This window comes from Microbispora hainanensis, from assembly GCF_036186745.1.
In the GTDB taxonomy this organism is placed as follows: domain Bacteria; phylum Actinomycetota; class Actinomycetes; order Streptosporangiales; family Streptosporangiaceae; genus Microbispora.
The window spans coordinates 423,958-440,538 of the sequence record NZ_CP108086.1; the positions used below are offsets into that span (position 1 = coordinate 423,958).

Below are 16,581 nucleotides of genomic sequence, written 5' to 3' on the forward strand. Positions count from 1 at the left end.
ACGGACACGGCCTGACGGACACGGCCTGAGAGACACCGGCCCGAGTCGATTCCCTTCGCCCGAATCGACACGGCCGCGGGCCGCCCGGCTCAGCTCGGCTCGGCTCAGCTCATGCGGCGCAGGATGCGGGCCGCCGTACGGGCCAGCAGTTCGATCTGCTCCTCGGTGAACGTCCCGGACCCGTGCGCGCGGATCCAGCGGGCGACCCTCCACGGGTAGGCGACGGTCAGCCCCTCGCCGTGCAGCACGCCGCCCCTGGCCTTGATCTTCCCGCCGTGTACGGCGAGCACCGGGTCGATGGAGACCTCGATGCCGGTCTCCTTGGTCAGCAGCCCGGCCATCGACCCGGCGGCGGAGATGAGCCCCTTGGCGACCGAGGTGCCGAACTTCTCGTCGAAGAACAGCCGCTCGCCGTAGCGCGCGATCAGGGTGTCGGGCGACCACGCCTCGTTGTCCACGATCCAGATGCCGCCCGGCCCGATGACGAGGTGGTCGATCGACGCCTCGCCGGGGACGGCCCGGCCGTCCATCACGCGATAGCCGTGCCGGCGCAGTGCGAACCGCAGCAGCCGCCCGGTGCGCACTTCGCCACGGCGCTTGCCCCGCCACACGGCCGTACGCTCGTGCAGGCGCCAGGCGATGAACAGGTCGGTGCCGCCCGCGAGGACGCCCAGGCCGACACCGGCGGCGAACATGTTCAGGCCGAACCGCGGGCCCACCAGGTTGCCGATGACGAACCCCGCGAAGGCGACGGCGGCCCGCACCCGGATGCGGTTCTTGCGTCCGGCGAACCAGAACGTCTCGTACAGGTTCTGCGGCGATGCGCCCGTGAACTTCTCATCCTTCGGGACGTAAATGGACCCACTGGGCACGCGAAACCCCCCACACTAGGCATGCGGCTTTCTCCGGGATACCCGAGCGGGAATCCCAACCCTCCTAAGGTGAGGGAAGTAGCGCAATTACGCCAGTGCCGACACTTGACCGACCAGTCGGTATGCTTGACTTGAGAGACAGAGGAGGTCGGCAATGGCCCGCCGCGCAGCCAGGGAGCACAGCGCAGCCCGACAACACAGCGCAGCCCGAGAGCGCAGCGCCGCCGGAGAACGCCGCGCAACGGGGGACCGCGCGAACGGGTCCCTGGAGGAGCCGGTGCGGCAGCGCCTGCTCGCCGAGGCCACCCGGCTGTTCGCCCAGCGGGGTTTCGAGAGCACGTCGGTGCAGGAGATCGTCGCGGCCGCCGGCGTCACCAAGGGCGCCATGTATCACTACTTCGATTCCAAGGACGACCTGCTCCACGAGATCTACGCCCGGGTGCTGCGCCTGCAGATGGAGCGCCTCAACCGGTTCGCCGACGCGGAGGGCCCGGTGGCCGAGCGGCTGCACGCCGCCGCGACGGACGTGGTGGTGACCACGGTCGACAACCTCGACGACTCCAAGATCTTCTTCAGGTCGATGCACCAGCTCGCGCCGGAGACGTACAAGAGCGTGCGGGCCGAGCGGCGGCGCTATCACGAGCGGTTCCGCGACCTCGTGGTCGAGGGGCAGCGCGACGGCGTCTTCCGCGACGACATCCCCGCCGAGATGGTGGTCGACTTCTTCTTCGGCTCGGTCCACCACCTCGGCACCTGGTATCACCCGGACGGCCCGCTGACCGGCCAGGAGGTCGGCCGCCACTTCGCCGACCTCCTGCTCAACTCGCTGCGACCCTGATCACGCCCGGCACCACGGCTCACATGGGCGCGGGGAGGCCCGCCGGGCCGGCGAGCGCGTCGCGGTGGTCGCCCGGCGTGCCCAGCCCGATCTGATCGGCCTTGGCCCGCTTGAGATAAAGATGCGCGGGGTGCTCCCAGGTCATCCCGATGCCGCCGTGAAGCTGCACGCACTCCTCCGCGGCGTGCACCGCGACCGCCCCGCAGTGGGCCTGCGCCACCGCGACCGCCACGGCCGCCTCGTCGCCGAGCGGTCCCGCGGCGGGCGCCTCCGCCAGCAGGGCCGCCGCGTTGCGGGCCGCCGCCCTGGCCCCCACGACCTCCAGCCACAGGTCGGCCAGCCGGTGCTTGACCGCCTGGAACGACCCCACGGGACGGGCGAACTGCCTGCGCTCCTTCACGTACGCGACCGTGGTGGTGAGGCACCACTCGGCGACGCCGAGCTGTTCGGAGGCGAGCAGGCCGGCGCCGCGCGCCAGGGCCTCCCACACCCACGGCAGCTCCAGCCCCTCCGCCCGCGCGACGATCCGCGCCGGGGCCGACGCGAACTCGACGGTCGCGATGGGCCGGGTCAGGTCGAGCGAGGTGACCGTCGTCACCCGGACGGCCTCCTCGGCGCTCCCCTGGACGGTGGGCGACGTCTCGACCGCGCACAGCCCCACGCCCTGCGCGAGCCGCACCGGGACGAGCAGGACGTCGGCGGCCTCCGCGCCGATCACCCCCGTGACCGTGCCGGTGACCGTGCCGTCCTCGCCGAGGGACGCCACCGGGGCCGGCGGCGCGTACGGCGAGGCGGCGAACGACACCGCGAGCGCGGCGGTCGCCTCACCGGTCGCCAGGCGTCCCAGCAGCTCACCGGCCACCTCTCCCCCCGCCACAAGCAATGCCTGGGTGGCGAGGACGGCGCTGCTGAGGAACGGCACGGGAGCGACGGCCCGGCCCAGCTCCTCCAGCACGACGGCCGCCTCCCGCGCCGAGGCGCCCGCGCCGCCGAGCTCCTCGGGGACCAGCAGCCCGGCCACGCCGATGTCGCGGGCGAGCGCCTTCCACAGCTCCGCGTCGTACGGCGTGCCGCCCGCGGCGGCCGAGCCGGCCCGGTCGAGCACGGCGGACGGCGGGCAGGTGTCGGTGAGCAGGTCGCGGACGGCGGCCCGCAGCTCCTCCTCCACCTCCGTGTACAGCAGCGTCATCGGGGGAGGTCCTTCCAGGCGACGTCCTTGTCGGCGCGCGGCTCGGCGGGCAGGCCGAGGACGCGTTCGGCGATGATGTTGCGCAGGATCTCGGAGGTGCCGCCCTCGATCGAGTTGCCCTTGGCGCGCAGGTAGCGGTAGCCCGCCTCGCGGCCGACGAAGTCGACCGTGTCGGGGCGGCGGAACGTCCAGTCGTCGTAGGCCAGGCCGTCCTCGCGCAGCAGCTCGACCTCCAGGCCCGACAGCTCCTGGTGCAGCCGGGCGAAGGCCAGCTTCATGCCCGATCCCTCCGGCCCCGGATGCCCGGCGGCGAGCTGCTCGCGCAGCCGTACGGCGGTCAGCCGCATGACCTCCGTGTCCACCCAGAGCTTGAGCAGCCGCTGGTGCAGGTCGTGGGTGCGCAGCTCGGGCCGGGAGCGCCAGGTCTCGGCGACGACGCCCATCATCGTGCGCCGGGTCGGCGTGCCGCCGATGGCGACCCGTTCGTTCATGAGGGTGGTCTGCGCGACCCGCCAGCCGTCGCCCACCTCGCCCAGCCGCAGCGAGTCGGGCAGCCGCACCCCGGTGAGGAAGACCTCGTTGAACTCGGCCTCTCCGGTGATCTGGCGCAACGGGCGCACCTCGACGCCGGGGGCGTGCATGTCGCACACGAAGTAGGTCAGCCCACGGTGCTTGGGCACGCCGGGGTCGGTGCGGGCCACGAGGATGGCCCAGCGCGCGGTGTGCGCGCTCGACGTCCACACCTTCTGGCCGTCCACCACCCACTCGTCGCCCTCGCGTACGGCGCGGGTGGCCAGCGTGGCGAGGTCGGAACCGGCCCCCGGCTCGCTGAAGAGCTGACACCACACCTCCTCGCCCGTCCACAGCGGGCGCAGGAAGCGCTTCTTCTGCTCCTCGGTGCCGAAGGCGAGGATCGTCGGGGCGGCCATGCCGAGGCCGATGCCGATCCGGCCCGGCCGGTTGTCGGGCGTGCCCTTCAGCTCCCGCTCGACCACGGCCTGCAGGTCCCTGGACGCGCCGAGCCCGCCGAGGCCCTCCGGGAAGTGCACCCAGGCCAGCCCGGCGTCGAACCGGGCGCGCAGGAACTCCAGGCGGTCCATGGCCGCCGGGTCGTGCTCCGCGAGGAAGGCTCTGGCGCGCTCGGCGACCGACGCCTCATCCCATGCCACGAAATATCACCCCATGTATTTCTTGAGCTCGCGGTAGGCCAGCGACCGCTTGTGGACCTCGTCGGGGCCGTCGGCGAACCGCAGCGACCGCGCGCCCGCCCACAGCGCCGCCAGCGGGAAGTCCTGGCTGATCCCGCCGGCGCCGTGCGCCTGGATGGCCTTGTCGAGGATCCACTCCACCGTCGCCGGGCCGGCGATCTTGATGGCCTGGATCTCCGTGTGCGCGCCCTTGTTGCCGACCGTGTCCATCAGCCAGGCCGTCTTCAGCACCAGCAGGCGCAGTTGCTCGATGCGCACCCGCGACTCGGCGATCCAGTCCTGGATCACGCCCTGCCGGGCCAGCGGCTTGCCGAACGCCTCGCGCTCCAGCACCCGGCGGCACATCAGCTCCACCGCCCGCTCGGCCATGCCGATGAGCCGCATGCAGTGGTGGATGCGGCCCGGCCCCAGCCGGGCCTGGGCGATGGCGAACCCGCCGCCCTCCTCGCCGATGAGGTTGTCCACCGGCACCCGTACGTCCTCGAACACCACCTCGGCGTGCCCGCCGTGGTCGGCGTCGTCGTAGCCGAAGACCGTCATGCCGCGCCGTACGGTGAGACCGGGGGTGTCGCGCGGGACGAGCACCATGCTCTGCTGGCGGTGCTTGGGCGCCTCGGGGTCGGTCTTGCCCATCACGATGAAGACCTTGCAGTTCGGGTTCATCGCGCCGGTGATGAACCACTTGCGCCCGTTGATGACGTACTCCCCGCCGTCCCTCCTGATGGAGGTCGCGATGTTCGTCGCGTCGGAGGAGGCGACGTCGGGCTCGGTCATCGCGAAGGCCGACCTGATCTCCCCGGCCAGCAGCGGCTCCAGGTATTCCTTGCGCTGCCACTCGCTGCCGAACTCCGCCAGCACCTCCATGTTGCCGGTGTCGGGCGCGGCGCAGTTGGTGGCCGGCGGCGCGATGCCGGGCGACCTGCCCATGATCTCCGCGAGCGGGGCGTACTGGAGGTTGGTCAGCCCGGCGCCGTGCTCGCCCCGGGTGTCGGACGGCGGGAGGAAGAGGTTCCACAGGCCGCGCGAGCGGGCCTCGGCCTTGAGGTCCTCCAGCATCGGCGGCGGGCTCCAGCCGCTTCCGGCCGCCTGCTCGTGGAAGGCGTGCTCGGACGGATAGACGCACTCGTCCATGAAGTCGAGCAGCCGATCGCGGTAGCGGTTCGTGGTCGCGTCGAACGCGAAGTCCATCAGACCTCCATCAGCCCGCGGGCGACGATCGGGGCGACCTGGTCGCCGACCTCGGCGAAGCCCTCCCCCACCGTGAGCCCCTGTGTGTATCGGAAATGGATGCCCTCGGCGATCACCGCGAGCTTGAAGCAGGCGAGGCCGACGTACCAGCCGAGCCGGGACAGGTCGCGGCCGGCCGCCTCCTCGTAGTGCATGCTCAGCTCGGCGCTGGGCGGCGCGTCCCCGGCCGCGCCCCGGTCGAGCGAGGCGAACTCGCCGTAGAGGAGGAACAGCGCCAGGTCGGTGAGCGGGTCGCCGAGCGTGGACATCTCCCAGTCGAGCACGGCCCGCACCTCGTCATCGGCGATGAGCGTGTTGCCCAGCTTGAAGTCGCCGTGCACGATCGCCGGCGCGCCGGAGGCGGGCACGTCGCGGGCGAGCCGCTCGTAGAGGTCGTCGATGCCGGGCACCTCGCGGCTGCGCGAGGCGTCGAGCTGCCGCTTCCACCGGGCGACCTGGCGCTCCAGGAAGCCGTCCGGCCTGCCGAAGTCGCCGAGGCCCACGCTCTCCGGGGTGATCGAGTGCAGCGCGGCCAGCACGTCCACCAGCCCGTGGGCGAGATCGGGGGTGAGCTGCGGCTGCCCGCCCTCCACGTATTCCATGACGTAGAAGGGCGCGCCGACGACCTCCGGGTCGCGGCAGAGATGGTAGGTGCGGGGCACCGGGACGCCGGTGTCCCTGAGCGCGCTCATGACCCGATATTCACGGCCCATGTCGTGCGCCGTCGCCAGCACGTGCCCGAGCGGCGGCCGCCGCACGACGTACGTGCTCGTGCCGTCCCCGACGACGTACGTCAGGTTGGACTTGCCGCCCACGATCAGCTCCGCGGTGAGCGGTCCTTCGGTCAGGCCCTCGCGCTGGAGGTGCTCGGCGAGGCGGGTGAGGTCGAGGCCCGGCGGGTCAGGAGTCACCCCGTCAGCGTACCGACCAGACGGTATGTATGTCGACACGGTCACGGTGAAGTGGTCCTCGCCGTTCCGCCCGAAGTGGCCATCCGCGCACCGCCGGGACCGGCGATAACGTCGGCCGCATGACCGCGAAGTTGCCCGCGCCCGTCGTGCTCGACGGCCGCGTCGTACGCCTTGAGCCGCTCGCCCCCGGCCACGTGCCCGACCTGTTCCTCGCGGCGTCCGACGAGGAGATCTGGCGGCACCGGCCGGAGCCCACACCGCGCACCGAGGACGACACGCGCCGCCTCGTGGACAAGCTGATCGCCGACCCGCGCACCACCCAGTTCGCGGTGGTCTTCAAGGAGACCGGCCAGGCGATCGGCTCGACCGGCTACTGGGAGGTCGACGGCTTCGACGAGAGCGTGGAGATCGGCTCCACCTGGTACGGCAGGGCCTACTGGCGCACCGCCGTCAACACCGAGTGCAAGGTCCTGCTGCTCGACCACGCCTTCGCCCTGGGGTTCGTCCGCGTGGTGCTGAAGACCGACATCCGCAACCTGCGGTCGCAGGCGGCCATCGAGCGCATCGGCGGCGTCCGCGAGGGCGTGCTCCGGCGGCAGTATCGCCGCGCGGACGGCACCTGGCGCGACAGCCCTCTCTATTCGATCCTCGACGACGAGTGGCCTGCCCACCGCGCCCGCCTGTTGGCCGCCCGGAAATAAGTCCCCCGGCGCGTGTCGATCCGGGGCCGGGCGGACGACCTACGAGCAGTTCGCGGGCTACTGGCCCAAGCAGCCGCCGAACCCGTTCAGCGAGGCTCTCGCCCGCGCCCGGAAATACGTGGCGTCCACCACCCTGGCCGAACCCCTCGCCTGGGAGAACTCCGTGCTCCTCGGAGGTGACGCAGCCGACGCGGTGCGCCGCCTGAAGGAGGAGCTGCCGGAGAACCTGGTGGTGTTCGGCAGCGGGGTTCTGGTGCGGTCGCTGCTGCCGCTCGACCTCGTCGACACGCTGGTCCTTCTGGTCTACCCGCTCGTGCTCGGCTCCGGCCGCCGGCTGTTCCCTGACGCTGGCTCGGACCTGGGCTCGGACCTGGGCTCGGGCTCGGACCTGGGCTCGGGCTCGGACCTGGGCTCGGGCTCGGACCTGGGCTCGGGCCTGCGGGACTTCCGGCTGGTCGAGTCGGCGGCGACCGGGACGGGAGTGGTCATCACCGTCTACCAGCCCGCCTGACGGCGAACGGACACTTCGACGGGGCGGCCGGGGTTCACCTGCCCGAGACGACGCGGAGCAGCTCCCGGAAGGCGGCGCCGAGCTCGTCGAGGGTCGGCACCTCCCCCGCCCCCACGATCGCGTCGAACAGCAGCCCTTCGATGTAGGCGACCATCTGCCGGCCGTGCCGCACCGGATCGGGCGAGCCGGCGGCGGCCAGCGCCGCGACGACCTGCTCCCGGATCCGGCGTCCCACGTCGTCGTATATCTCCCGCAGCTCGGGGCGCCGGGTCGCCTCCAGCGCAAGCTCGTATCGCGCGATCGTGGTCTCGCGGTGCACGGTGATCGCCGCGTGCATCGTCCGCGCCAGCAGATCCGCCAGCCGGGCCGCCTCGACCACGCCTTCGGGCATGTCCCCGGCGGGCGCCATCGCGGCGGCGAACACGGCCTCCTCGCGCTCGGTGAGCCGGGCCAGCGTGAGCTCCAGCAGCGCCGCCCGCGTACGCGCGTGGTTGGAGGTGGAGCCCGGCGGCAGCCCCGCGGCCTCGTCCACCGCCCGATGGGTGAGGCCGCGCATCCCCCGCTCGGCCAGGATCGCGATGGCCGCGTCCGCGACGACGACCGCACGCTGACTGCTCACCCCCACATCGTAGGGGCGGACTACAGGTGTAGTACATTCACTACATCTGTAGTGACAAGGAGGCGGGCATGGCACACGCGGTGGTGATCGGGGCGGGCATCGGCGGGCTGACGGCGGCCCTTGCACTGGCGCACAAGGGCTGGGAGGTGACGATCCTGGAACGGGCCCCCTCGATCGAGCCGGTGGGCGCGGGGCTGGCGGTCGCACCCAACGCGCTGCGGGCGCTCGACGTGATCGGGGTCGGCGACGAGGTGCGGAAGCTGTCCGCCATCCAGGGGCAGAGCGGCGTCCGGCTGCCGGACGGCCGATGGCTGGCACGGACCATCGCCGAGGACGCCGCCGCCCGATATGGCGACCCCATCGTGCTGCTCACCCGCTCGGCCCTGGTCGGCATCCTCGCCGGACGCCTGCCGCACCGCGCCCTGCGGGTGAACACCCCGGTCGAGTCCGTCGACCCCGCGACCGGCCGCGTCGTCGTGGCCGGAACGGCGGAGGCGTTCGAGGCCGACCTCGTCGTGGCGGCCGACGGGATCCGTTCCCGGATCCGTTCCGCTCTGTTCCCCGGGCATCCCGCACCGGTCTACGCGGGCGTGACGAGCTGGCGGGCGATCGTGCCGCTGCCCGGCGTGACGGGAGCCTCCGAAACATGGGGACGCGGGCTCATCTTCGGGGTCATGCCGCTCGCGGGTGGCCAGGTGTACTGCTACGCGACCGCGACGGTGCCGCCGGGCCTGCGCGCGGCGGACGAGAGGGACGAGCTGCTCCGGTTGTTCGGCCGCTGGCACGACCCGATCCCGGCACTGCTGGAGGCGGCCGACCCCGCGGCCGTGCTCCGCCACGACATCCACAGCCTCGACGTCCCGCTGCCCGCCCTCCACAGGGGACGGATCGCGCTGCTGGGCGACGCCGCCCATCCCATGACCCCCAACCTCGGGCAGGGAGCCTGCCAGGCCATGGAGGACGCCGTCGTACTCGCCGATCGGGTCTCCCCCGGCGGCGACCCGGCCGCGGGGCCTGCCACGGGACTGCCCGCAGGGTTGTCCGCGGGGTTGGCCGCGGGGTTGTCCGCGGGATTGTCCGCGGGATTGTCCGCGGGATTGGCGGCGGGATTGGCCGCTTACAGCCGGGAACGGCTGGCGCGGACGACGCCGATCGTGCGGCGGTCGCGGGCGATCTGCCGGCTCACCCGGTGGCGCAACCCGCTGGCCGTGGCCCTGCGCGACGGCGCGATGCGGGCGGCGGGCTGGTTGGGGCCCAACGTCGCGCTGCGTCAGGGCGACGAGATCTTCGCCTGGACGCCCTGAGGTCGCGGAGACCGGCCACCCAAGAAACCGGTGGACCAAGGAGACAGGCCGCCCAGGAAACCGGCCGCCCAGGAGACCGGCCGCCCGGGAGACCGGCGGCCGGGCGGTCAGGCGGCCTCGGACGCGACCACCGGGTCGCCGACCCTGTCCGGCTCGGCCGGTGCGGCGACGGGCTTGGAATGGTCGGGAGTGAGACGGCCGAGCGTGATCGTCCCGGCGATCAGCAGCCCGGCCGCGAGCAGCGCGGGGATCGCCTTGCTCATTTCCGTGGGCAGCGACTCGCCCAGCAGCACCGCTCCGGCGGTCACCGAGGTGATGGGGTCGACGACCTGGACCCCCGCGTAGGCGATGCCGAAGTAGCCCACGGCGTACGACTTCTGGAGCAGCACCACGGCGCAGACCAGCAGCACCGGGATGGCCAGGGTGAACCAGTGGAGCAGGTGACCGAGGTCTCCTTGGAGCCCTCCGCCGACGACCCGCACGAAGGTGGACACGGTGGCGGTGACCGCTCCCGCGCCGACCGCCATCAGCAGCGCCTTGGCCGGGCCCTTGAGCCGGCGGGCCACGGTGAACACGACGGCGACCACCAGGGCGACGCAGCCGATCAGCTCCAGGGCGTGCGCGTCGGACAGGACCGGCGTCACGTTGTGCGCCGGGACCAGCAGCATCAGCCCGAGCAGGCCGACCGCCACCGCGATCGACCCGGCGATCTCGGCCCGGCGCGGGCGTCTGCCGTGCAGCGTCGCGGCGAGCGGCACCGCGAACACGAGGGTCGCCACGCTCACGGGCTGGACGACGACCAGCGGAGCGACGCTGAGCGCCACCGCGTGCAGGGACGCCCCGGCGAAACCGATGACCCCGCCGATCCACCAGCGGGGCCTTCTGACGAGGGCGAGGGTCGCCCCCTCGCTCACCGCTTCGAACTGCTGCAGCGCCGCGCCCAGGGCGTATCCCAGCGCGCCGACGAGGGCGATCACCACTCCCACCCAGGTCATACGCGCCCGCCGGTGTGTCGAGAAATCACTACGCAAGCTTAGTGGGACGCGGCACGCGCCTCAGGATCCCGCGACACAAGTGGGGCTTTACGGGCACCCCACCGAGCATCCGTTGACCGCCACGCCCTCGCCGACGTGCCCGGGGCCGGGTGACGGCGGACCGACCGCTCACCGCCGCCGCGTCGTCACATCGATCCCAGGACGGCCCGAGCTCAGCCGGCGCCCAGCCCGGCCGGCAGCAGGACCGCCGCAGCGGGCGAGTCCCGAGGTCACCTACACTGTGCCTGCTTCAGGACCTCTCGGGGCACACGCAGAAAAGGTGGCCCTCCGGGTCGGCGAGCACCACCCAGTCACCCGGCTGGAACTCCGGCTTGGTCGCTCCGAGAGCGATGTACTCCTCCACCGCCTTGGCGACGTCGGGCACCCGGAAGTCGAGATGGAACTGCTTGTCCGGCCCGGGCCAGGAGGGTGCCTTCCGGTCGGGCACGCGCTGGAAGAAGATGCTCGTCGCGCCGTCGCCGATCCCGGCGTACTCGTCCTCGGCGTACTGCACGGGGAATCCGGTGATCTGCGAGTAGAACTCGGCGAGCTTCTTCGGCTCGGCGCAGTCGAGGGTCACGGCGATGAGCTTCGCTTTCGTTGTCATGGCCCTCATCCTGTCGCGTATACCTGTCAGGGAGTGTCAGGTAGCCGGGCCGCGGAATTCGGCACCAGTAGTGGGACCATGAACCGGGCATGTGGAACCAGTCCGGCAAGCGAGTCGTTGGAGCGGATGTGGCACGGGTAGGCGAATGGATCAGGCGGTTTCTGGACAAACCAGGAAGCGTCGATCTGGCCCCCTTCCAGCGGATCGTGGCCGAGGCGGGCGAGCTGGAGAGCGAGGTCGCCCGGCGCGCCGACCTTCGCCCCGCCACCGCCGATCCCGGCTGGGTCGGCTCCGCCGACTTCTGCGCGGTGATGCGCGAGGCCGCCCGCCGGTCGCTCGGCCAGCGGCCGTACGACGTGCAGCTCGTGGGCATGCTCGCCATGCTCGACGGCCATGTCGTGCAGATGGCCACCGGCGAGGGCAAGACGCTCGTCGGCGCGCTGACGGCGGCCGGGTTCGCGCTGCGCGGCGTCCGGGTCCACGCGGTCTCGGTCAACGACTACCTCGCCGGCCGCGACGCCGAGTGGATGGGCCCGCTCTACGAGACGCTCGGCCTCACGGCCGGGTGGATCGCCGAGACCTCCTCTCCCGAGGAGCGCAGGGCGGCCTACGCCTGCGACGTCACGTACGGCGCCGTCAGCGAGCTGGGGTTCGACGTGCTGCGCGACCGCCTGCGCACCGACCCGGCCGAGCTGGTCGTGCCCGCCCCCGAGGTCGCCCTGGTCGACGAGGCCGACTCGGTGCTGGTGGACGAGGCCCGCGTGCCGCTCGTGCTGGCCGGCGCGGCCGACCCCGGCACGGCGCTGCCCGAGATGGCGGCGCTCGTACGGCGGCTGTCGCGCGGCTACCACTACACGATCGACGAGGAGGGGCGCAGCGTCTTCCTCACCCCCAAGGGCACCGACACGGTCGAGAAGGCCCTCGGGATCGATCTCTACGAGCATCCCGGCGTCGTGACGCAGGTCAACCTCGCCCTGCACGCCCACGCGCTGCTGACCAGGGACGTCGACTACATCGTGAGGGACGGCCGGGTCCACCTGATCAACACCTCGCGCGGCCGGGTCGCGGTGCTGCAGCGCTGGCCGGACGGGCTGCAGGCGGCCGTCGAGGCCAAGGAGCACCTGCCGGCGTCGGAGACGGGCGAGATCCTCGACTCGCTCACCGTGCAGAGCCTCATCCGCCGCTACCCGCGCGTGTGCGGCATGACCGGCACCGCCATCGCCGTCGCCGAGCAGCTGCGCGAGTTCTACGACCTCAGGGTCGCGGTCATCCCGCCCAACAAGCCGTGCGTACGGGTGGACGAGCCCGACCGGATCTTCGCCACGCTGGAGGACAAGGAGCGGGCGCTGCTGGAGGAGATCGAGACCCGGCACGCCACCGGGCAGCCGATCCTCGTCGGCACGCTCGACGTCGCCGAGTCCGAGCGCCTGGCCGAGGCGCTGAAGGCCAAGGGGCTGGACGCGGCCGTGCTCAACGCGAAGAACGACGCCGAGGAGGCGCAGATCATCGCGAAGGCCGGCCGGCGCGACGCGATCACGGTCTCCACGCAGATGGCCGGGCGCGGCACCGACATCCGGCTCGGCGCGGGCGACCCGGACGAGGAGCGGGAGGTCGCCGCGCTCGGCGGGCTCTACGTCATCGGCACCGGCAGACACGAGAGCAGCAGGCTGGACGACCAGTTGCGGGGCCGCGCCGGACGGCAGGGCGATCCCGGCGGCTCGGTGTTCTTCGTCAGCGGGGAGGACACGCTCCTCACCGCGTACGCGCCGGACCAGTCGCTGCCCGCGGCCGGTCGCGACGGCCTGGTGCGGGACCCGAACGCCGCCGCCCTGGTGGCGCACGCCCAGCGCGTGGCGGAGGGCGTCAACCTGGAGATCCACCGCAACACCTGGCGCTACACGCGGCTGCAGGAGCGCCAGCGGGCGGAGGTGCTGGAGCGGCGCGACCGCGTCCTGTACGGCGACACCGGGGCGCGGGCCCTGGAGCAGGCCCGCCCGGAGCGCTACCGCGAGCTGTGCGAGGCGGCGGGCGAGGAGGCGGTCGAGCGGGCGGCCCGGCAGATCGTGCTGTATCACCTCGACCGCTGCTGGACCGAGCACCTCGGCTTCCTCGCCGACCTCCGCGAGGGCATCCACCTGCGGGCCCTCGGGCGATTGAACCCGCTCGACGAGTTCAACCGCGAGGCCGTTCCGGCCTACCGGGAGATGCTCGACGAGGTCGAGCGGCGGTCCACGGAGACCTTCGAGAAGGCCGACGTCACCCGGGACCTCGCGGAGCAGGGTCTCAAGCGGCCCACGGCCACCTGGACCTATCTGGTGCAGGACAATCCGTTCGGCTCGGAGTGGGACCGCGTGCTCAAGCGCGTGGCCGGAGCGCTCAAGCGCCGCAAGCGGTGAACGCCCGCGGGCCGGGGCCCGCGGCGCACCCCGTTCCTACCGCTTGCGGTGGCGGCCCGGGTGGTGCGCGGCGGCGTGGGCGGGACGGCTCAGCACGGCCTTGGCGCCCACGGCGACGAGCGCGCACACCACGATCGCGACCGAGAAGGCGGGAACGGCCTCATCCGCCTGCCCGTCCACGGCCGACGCCGGGATGAACGCCGGGGAGGCCATCCCCCCGCCGTACCTCGCCCCCTTCACGGTCTCCGTGACCGTCTTCGTGACGGGCTTCGAGGCGACCTGCTGGAGGGTTGCCGGAGTGGTCCCGGCGTTCGCCGCCGCCCCGCCGGAGAGCGGGAACATCTGGGCTGCGGCGGCCTCGGCCTGCGTGCCCGGCGAGTCGGCCGCGGGAGGCGGAGCCGACGGCGCGGATGGTGCGGGCGGGGCGGGCGGCGCGGCCGCAGCAGGCGCGGCGGATTCGGCGGGCGCGTCCGGCACGGCAGGCGCCGACGAGGACGAGGCCACGGGGGCCGGGCTCTCCTTGACCCCGGGCGCGGGAGCGGAGTCCTGCGCGGCCTGCGCGTCCTGCGTCGCGGAGGGGGCGGGAGCCGCGGTGGGGCAGGGCGGCGGGGGCTTCGGGTGGTCCTTGACCCCGTACGCGCCCGACGAGAACGGCCTGGGCGCGCCGGTCTTGCCAAGGCCGTCGCCCCACTCGGTGATCACGTACGTCACGGGGATGTGGCCGAGCCCGCCCGCGTCGTCGACGGTGTACGAGCCGGTGTCCCAGGTGCCGCCGGTCAGGTCGGCGAACGTCTTGCCGTCGAGGTCGAGCATGACCCCGCTGCTTGAGGGAATGCCGGGGCCGCGGTCGCCGATGAAGAAGTCGGCCTTCTTCCCCTGGTAGATCACGTAGCCCTTGGTTCCCATCGGCCAGCTGGGGCTGGCGGCCAGGCCCTTCTGCATCGGCTCGCCCGACGCGGGGGCGCCGGTGTCGCCGTTGACGCCCGACCCGTCGTCCCAGAAGTACGACGCGGTCGTCTTGCCGACGTACAGGACGGTCTTGCCTCCGGCGGTCGGGCAGCCGACCGGGGGAACGGCGGGCCTGGCGCCCGCGTCGGCGGCGGTGTACGAGGAGCCCGCCTCAGGGGCGAGGTGGGCGGGGGCGTCCTGCCGATGCTGGGGCACGGTGGCCGCGTGGTGCGTCTCGCCCTTCGCCAGGCTTGCCTGGTCCCGCAGGGCGTTCATGGGGTCCGCGTAGCTGGAAATGGGGGATCTCCTGACTGGTCACGGCTGGGTAACCGGACACTAAGCCAAGAACACCCCAAATCTCGACATCTCGGACGAAAATTTTACTTTATGGACTAACTGCCCATCAGGTGGCAAAGTCGGATGTGACGCGCCCCCCTTCCCCGGGGGGCCGCGAGGAAGGAGGGCACGCCGTGTATCGGGATCAGGACGACAGCAGGCGAGCCCGCAGCCCGGCTCCGAAGCCTGTCGGAGTGCCGTTGTAGTCGCTGATCAGGGACGGCCCGGTGGAGCAGTCCCAGGTGTTCCAGGTCCAGCCCAGATAGGACGCACCCTTCGCGTCGAACCAGTTCATGACCTGGTCGATGAAGCCGTGCGAGCAGGTGTTCTCACCGATCTCCCCCGCCACCAGCGGGACCTGGGCGGCCACCGGAGCGAGCTGACCGTCCCAGCACGAGGTGCTCACGCAGGAGTTGAAGTTGTACACGTGCCACGCGGCGGCCAGGTTGCCCTGCGGGTCCGTGGGCTTGTACTGCAGCCATTGGGACAGGTCGTTGGAGTAGGCCAGGCCGCCGAGCATGATGATGTTGGTCGCGCCGGTGGCCCGCACCGCGTTCACCAGCGACTGGAAGCCCGCCACCTGGTAGGGGATGCCGGAGCAGGTGCCGCCGTCGCGCCAGCAGGCCCACCCGGAGGAGGCGCTGCCGGTCGCACGCTCCGGATAGGGCTCGTTGAACAGGTCGAACACGACCTCGTCACGCCCCTTGAACGCGTTCGCCACCCCCGTCCAGAACTGCGGGGCGTACTGCGCGTCCGGCATCGGCTTCTGGCAGGAGGCGTGGACGTCGGAGCAGCCCGAGGAGTTGCCGGTGTACTGCCCGTAGTTCCAGTGCATCTCGACGATCGGGGTGATGCCCTTGGCGACCAGCCGGTCGACGTACGACTTGACCTCGTTCTGGTAGGCGGCGCCGCCGTACGCGGACGGGATGTTGCTCAGGCCGAGCCAGCACTCCTCGTTCAGCGGGACGCGGACCGCCCGGACGTTCCACGCCTTCATCGCGTCGATCGCCGCGTTGTCGACCGGGCCGTCCCAGATGCCGCGGGCCTGCACGCACATGAACTCGCCGCCCGACCGGTTGACGCCCAGCAGCCGGTACGGCGTGCCGGTCGCGGCGTTCACGATCCTGTTGCCCGACACCTTCAGCTTCGGCGCCGCTCCCGTGGAGGGGCTGGGCGACGTCGACGGCGAGAGCGACGGGGACGGGGACGGGCTCGGCGGGCGCGAGGGCGACGGCGAGGGCGAGGGGGAGGGCGACGGCGAGGGGGAGGGCGGCGCGGACGGCGACAGCGACGGTGAGGGCGAGGGCGACTGCGGGGTTCCGTTGCAGGCGACGCCGTTGATCTTGAAGTCGGTCGGCGCCGGGTTGCTCCCGGACCAGGATCCGTTGAATCCGATGCTCGCCGAGCCGCCGGTGGGCAGGGACCTGTTCCAGTCCATGGCCCTCGCGGTCACGTTGCCGCCGGACTGGGTCCAGTCGGCCGACCAGCCCTGGGTGACCCTCTGGCCGCTGTCGGGGAACGTGAACGTGAGCGTCCAGTCGCTCAGGGCGTCGCCCAGGTTCTGGATGCTCAGGTTGGCGGACATGCCACCCGGCCACTGATTGGCCGTGTAGGTGACCGTGCACGCCACGGCGGCCTGGGCCGCCGGCGGGTTGCCGAAGGTGAGTCCGCCTGCGGCCAGCAGCCCCAGTGCGGTGAGGATCGCGCCTCTCCGTCGCATGCTCCGTCCTTCCATAGAAGAGCGGCCATAGAAGACCGGAGCGAAGCGTCGTTAACTTGACCGGTTAAGTCAACAACGTGGCCCGCGTCACCTCGCCGAGCTGGGCGTATCCGCCGTGAACAGGTGAAATTTTCAGTCCGGCTCCGGCCCGGCGCCTCGT

Annotated in this window: 15 protein-coding genes; 5 read left to right on the forward strand and 10 right to left on the reverse strand. The window is 72.2% G+C overall.

The window, feature by feature from the left end; translation table 11 throughout:
* Positions 1-104: 104 nt before the first annotated feature.
* Complete coding sequence (locus tag OHB01_RS01875) at positions 105-872, reverse strand: nuclease-related domain-containing protein (RefSeq protein ID WP_142645913.1); 768 nt, start codon at positions 870-872, stop codon at positions 105-107.
* A 277-nt stretch (positions 873-1,149) separates the two neighbouring features.
* On the opposite strand from OHB01_RS01875, the gene OHB01_RS01880 reads away from it, so the two are divergent.
* Positions 1,150-1,710 carry a TetR/AcrR family transcriptional regulator gene (locus OHB01_RS01880; RefSeq protein ID WP_260617136.1) on the forward strand — a complete coding sequence of 187 codons (561 nt, stop codon included), beginning with the start codon at positions 1,150-1,152 and terminating at the stop codon, positions 1,708-1,710.
* A 19-nt stretch (positions 1,711-1,729) separates the two neighbouring features.
* Here the strand turns inward: OHB01_RS01880 and OHB01_RS01885 are convergent, their stop codons facing one another.
* From OHB01_RS01885 to OHB01_RS01900, 4 genes are read right to left on the reverse strand one after another with little or no spacing between them, the layout of a single operon-like run.
* Positions 1,730-2,899: an acyl-CoA dehydrogenase family protein gene (locus OHB01_RS01885; protein WP_328709339.1), complete on the reverse strand. Its 1,170-nt coding sequence runs from the start codon at positions 2,897-2,899 to the stop codon at positions 1,730-1,732.
* Positions 2,896-4,068, reverse strand: a complete 1,173-nt coding sequence (locus tag OHB01_RS01890; protein WP_142645916.1) for an acyl-CoA dehydrogenase family protein — start codon at positions 4,066-4,068, stop codon at positions 2,896-2,898. The genes OHB01_RS01885 and OHB01_RS01890 overlap by 4 nt, the downstream gene beginning before the upstream one ends.
* A gap of 6 nt (positions 4,069-4,074) precedes the next feature.
* Positions 4,075-5,295 carry an acyl-CoA dehydrogenase family protein gene (locus OHB01_RS01895; protein WP_142645917.1) on the reverse strand — a complete coding sequence of 407 codons (1,221 nt, stop codon included), beginning with the start codon at positions 5,293-5,295 and terminating at the stop codon, positions 4,075-4,077.
* On the reverse strand, positions 5,295-6,245 hold the full coding sequence (locus OHB01_RS01900) for a phosphotransferase family protein (protein ID WP_147943437.1): 951 nt from the start codon (positions 6,243-6,245) through the stop codon (positions 5,295-5,297). The genes OHB01_RS01895 and OHB01_RS01900 overlap by 1 nt, the downstream gene beginning before the upstream one ends.
* Before the next feature lie 119 nt (positions 6,246-6,364).
* On the opposite strand from OHB01_RS01900, the gene OHB01_RS01905 reads away from it, so the two are divergent.
* The gene (locus OHB01_RS01905; protein WP_142645919.1) at positions 6,365-6,946 is read left to right on the forward strand and encodes a GNAT family N-acetyltransferase; all 582 of its coding nucleotides are present in this window, start codon (positions 6,365-6,367) and stop codon (positions 6,944-6,946) included.
* Complete coding sequence (locus tag OHB01_RS01910) at positions 6,909-7,457, forward strand: dihydrofolate reductase family protein (RefSeq protein WP_328855825.1); 549 nt, start codon at positions 6,909-6,911, stop codon at positions 7,455-7,457. The genes OHB01_RS01905 and OHB01_RS01910 overlap by 38 nt, the downstream gene beginning before the upstream one ends.
* A 34-nt stretch (positions 7,458-7,491) precedes the next feature.
* Here OHB01_RS01910 and OHB01_RS01915 read toward each other — a convergent pair whose 3' ends face one another.
* The gene (locus tag OHB01_RS01915; protein ID WP_328854863.1) at positions 7,492-8,076 is read right to left on the reverse strand and encodes a TetR/AcrR family transcriptional regulator; all 585 of its coding nucleotides are present in this window, start codon (positions 8,074-8,076) and stop codon (positions 7,492-7,494) included.
* 68 nt (positions 8,077-8,144) lie between these two features.
* Between OHB01_RS01915 and OHB01_RS01920 the strand changes: the two genes are divergently transcribed.
* Positions 8,145-9,380, forward strand: coding sequence for an FAD-dependent monooxygenase (locus OHB01_RS01920; protein ID WP_328854864.1), 1,236 nt, complete (start codon positions 8,145-8,147; stop codon positions 9,378-9,380).
* 107 nt (positions 9,381-9,487) lie between these two features.
* Here OHB01_RS01920 and OHB01_RS01925 read toward each other — a convergent pair whose 3' ends face one another.
* Complete coding sequence (locus OHB01_RS01925; protein ID WP_328854865.1) at positions 9,488-10,375, reverse strand: DMT family transporter; 888 nt, start codon at positions 10,373-10,375, stop codon at positions 9,488-9,490.
* 289 nt (positions 10,376-10,664) lie between these two features.
* Entirely contained in the window at positions 10,665-11,021 is a 357-nt protein-coding gene (locus tag OHB01_RS01930; RefSeq protein ID WP_142645924.1) for a VOC family protein, read from the reverse strand.
* A gap of 128 nt (positions 11,022-11,149) precedes the next feature.
* On the opposite strand from OHB01_RS01930, the gene secA2 reads away from it, so the two are divergent.
* On the forward strand, positions 11,150-13,417 hold the full coding sequence (gene secA2, locus OHB01_RS01935) for an accessory Sec system translocase SecA2 (protein WP_261985789.1): 2,268 nt from the start codon (positions 11,150-11,152) through the stop codon (positions 13,415-13,417).
* Between the two features lie 36 nt (positions 13,418-13,453).
* On the opposite strand, the gene OHB01_RS01940 is transcribed toward secA2, so the two are convergent.
* Positions 13,454-14,641 carry a hypothetical protein gene (locus tag OHB01_RS01940; RefSeq protein WP_240971072.1) on the reverse strand — a complete coding sequence of 396 codons (1,188 nt, stop codon included), beginning with the start codon at positions 14,639-14,641 and terminating at the stop codon, positions 13,454-13,456.
* A gap of 205 nt (positions 14,642-14,846) precedes the next feature.
* Positions 14,847-16,421, reverse strand: coding sequence for a cellulose binding domain-containing protein (locus OHB01_RS01945; RefSeq protein WP_328854866.1), 1,575 nt, complete (start codon positions 16,419-16,421; stop codon positions 14,847-14,849).
* Between the last annotated feature and the right edge of the window lie 160 nt (positions 16,422-16,581).

Excerpts from the sequence above, each read along its gene's own strand:
- OHB01_RS01885 (WP_328709339.1), bottom strand. The coding sequence starts at position 2,899 with ATGACGCTGCTGTACACGGAGGTGGAGGAGGAGCTGCGGGCCGCCGTC.
- OHB01_RS01895 (WP_142645917.1), bottom strand. The coding sequence starts at position 5,295 with ATGGACTTCGCGTTCGACGCGACCACGAACCGCTACCGCGATCGGCTG.
- OHB01_RS01905 (WP_142645919.1), top strand. The coding sequence starts at position 6,365 with ATGACCGCGAAGTTGCCCGCGCCCGTCGTGCTCGACGGCCGCGTCGTA.
- OHB01_RS01920 (WP_328854864.1), top strand. The coding sequence starts at position 8,145 with ATGGCACACGCGGTGGTGATCGGGGCGGGCATCGGCGGGCTGACGGCG.
- OHB01_RS01925 (WP_328854865.1), bottom strand. The coding sequence starts at position 10,375 with ATGACCTGGGTGGGAGTGGTGATCGCCCTCGTCGGCGCGCTGGGATAC.
- OHB01_RS01930 (WP_142645924.1), bottom strand. The coding sequence starts at position 11,021 with ATGACAACGAAAGCGAAGCTCATCGCCGTGACCCTCGACTGCGCCGAG.
- OHB01_RS01940 (WP_240971072.1), bottom strand. The coding sequence starts at position 14,641 with ATGAACGCCCTGCGGGACCAGGCAAGCCTGGCGAAGGGCGAGACGCAC.
- OHB01_RS01945 (WP_328854866.1), bottom strand. The coding sequence starts at position 16,421 with ATGCGACGGAGAGGCGCGATCCTCACCGCACTGGGGCTGCTGGCCGCA.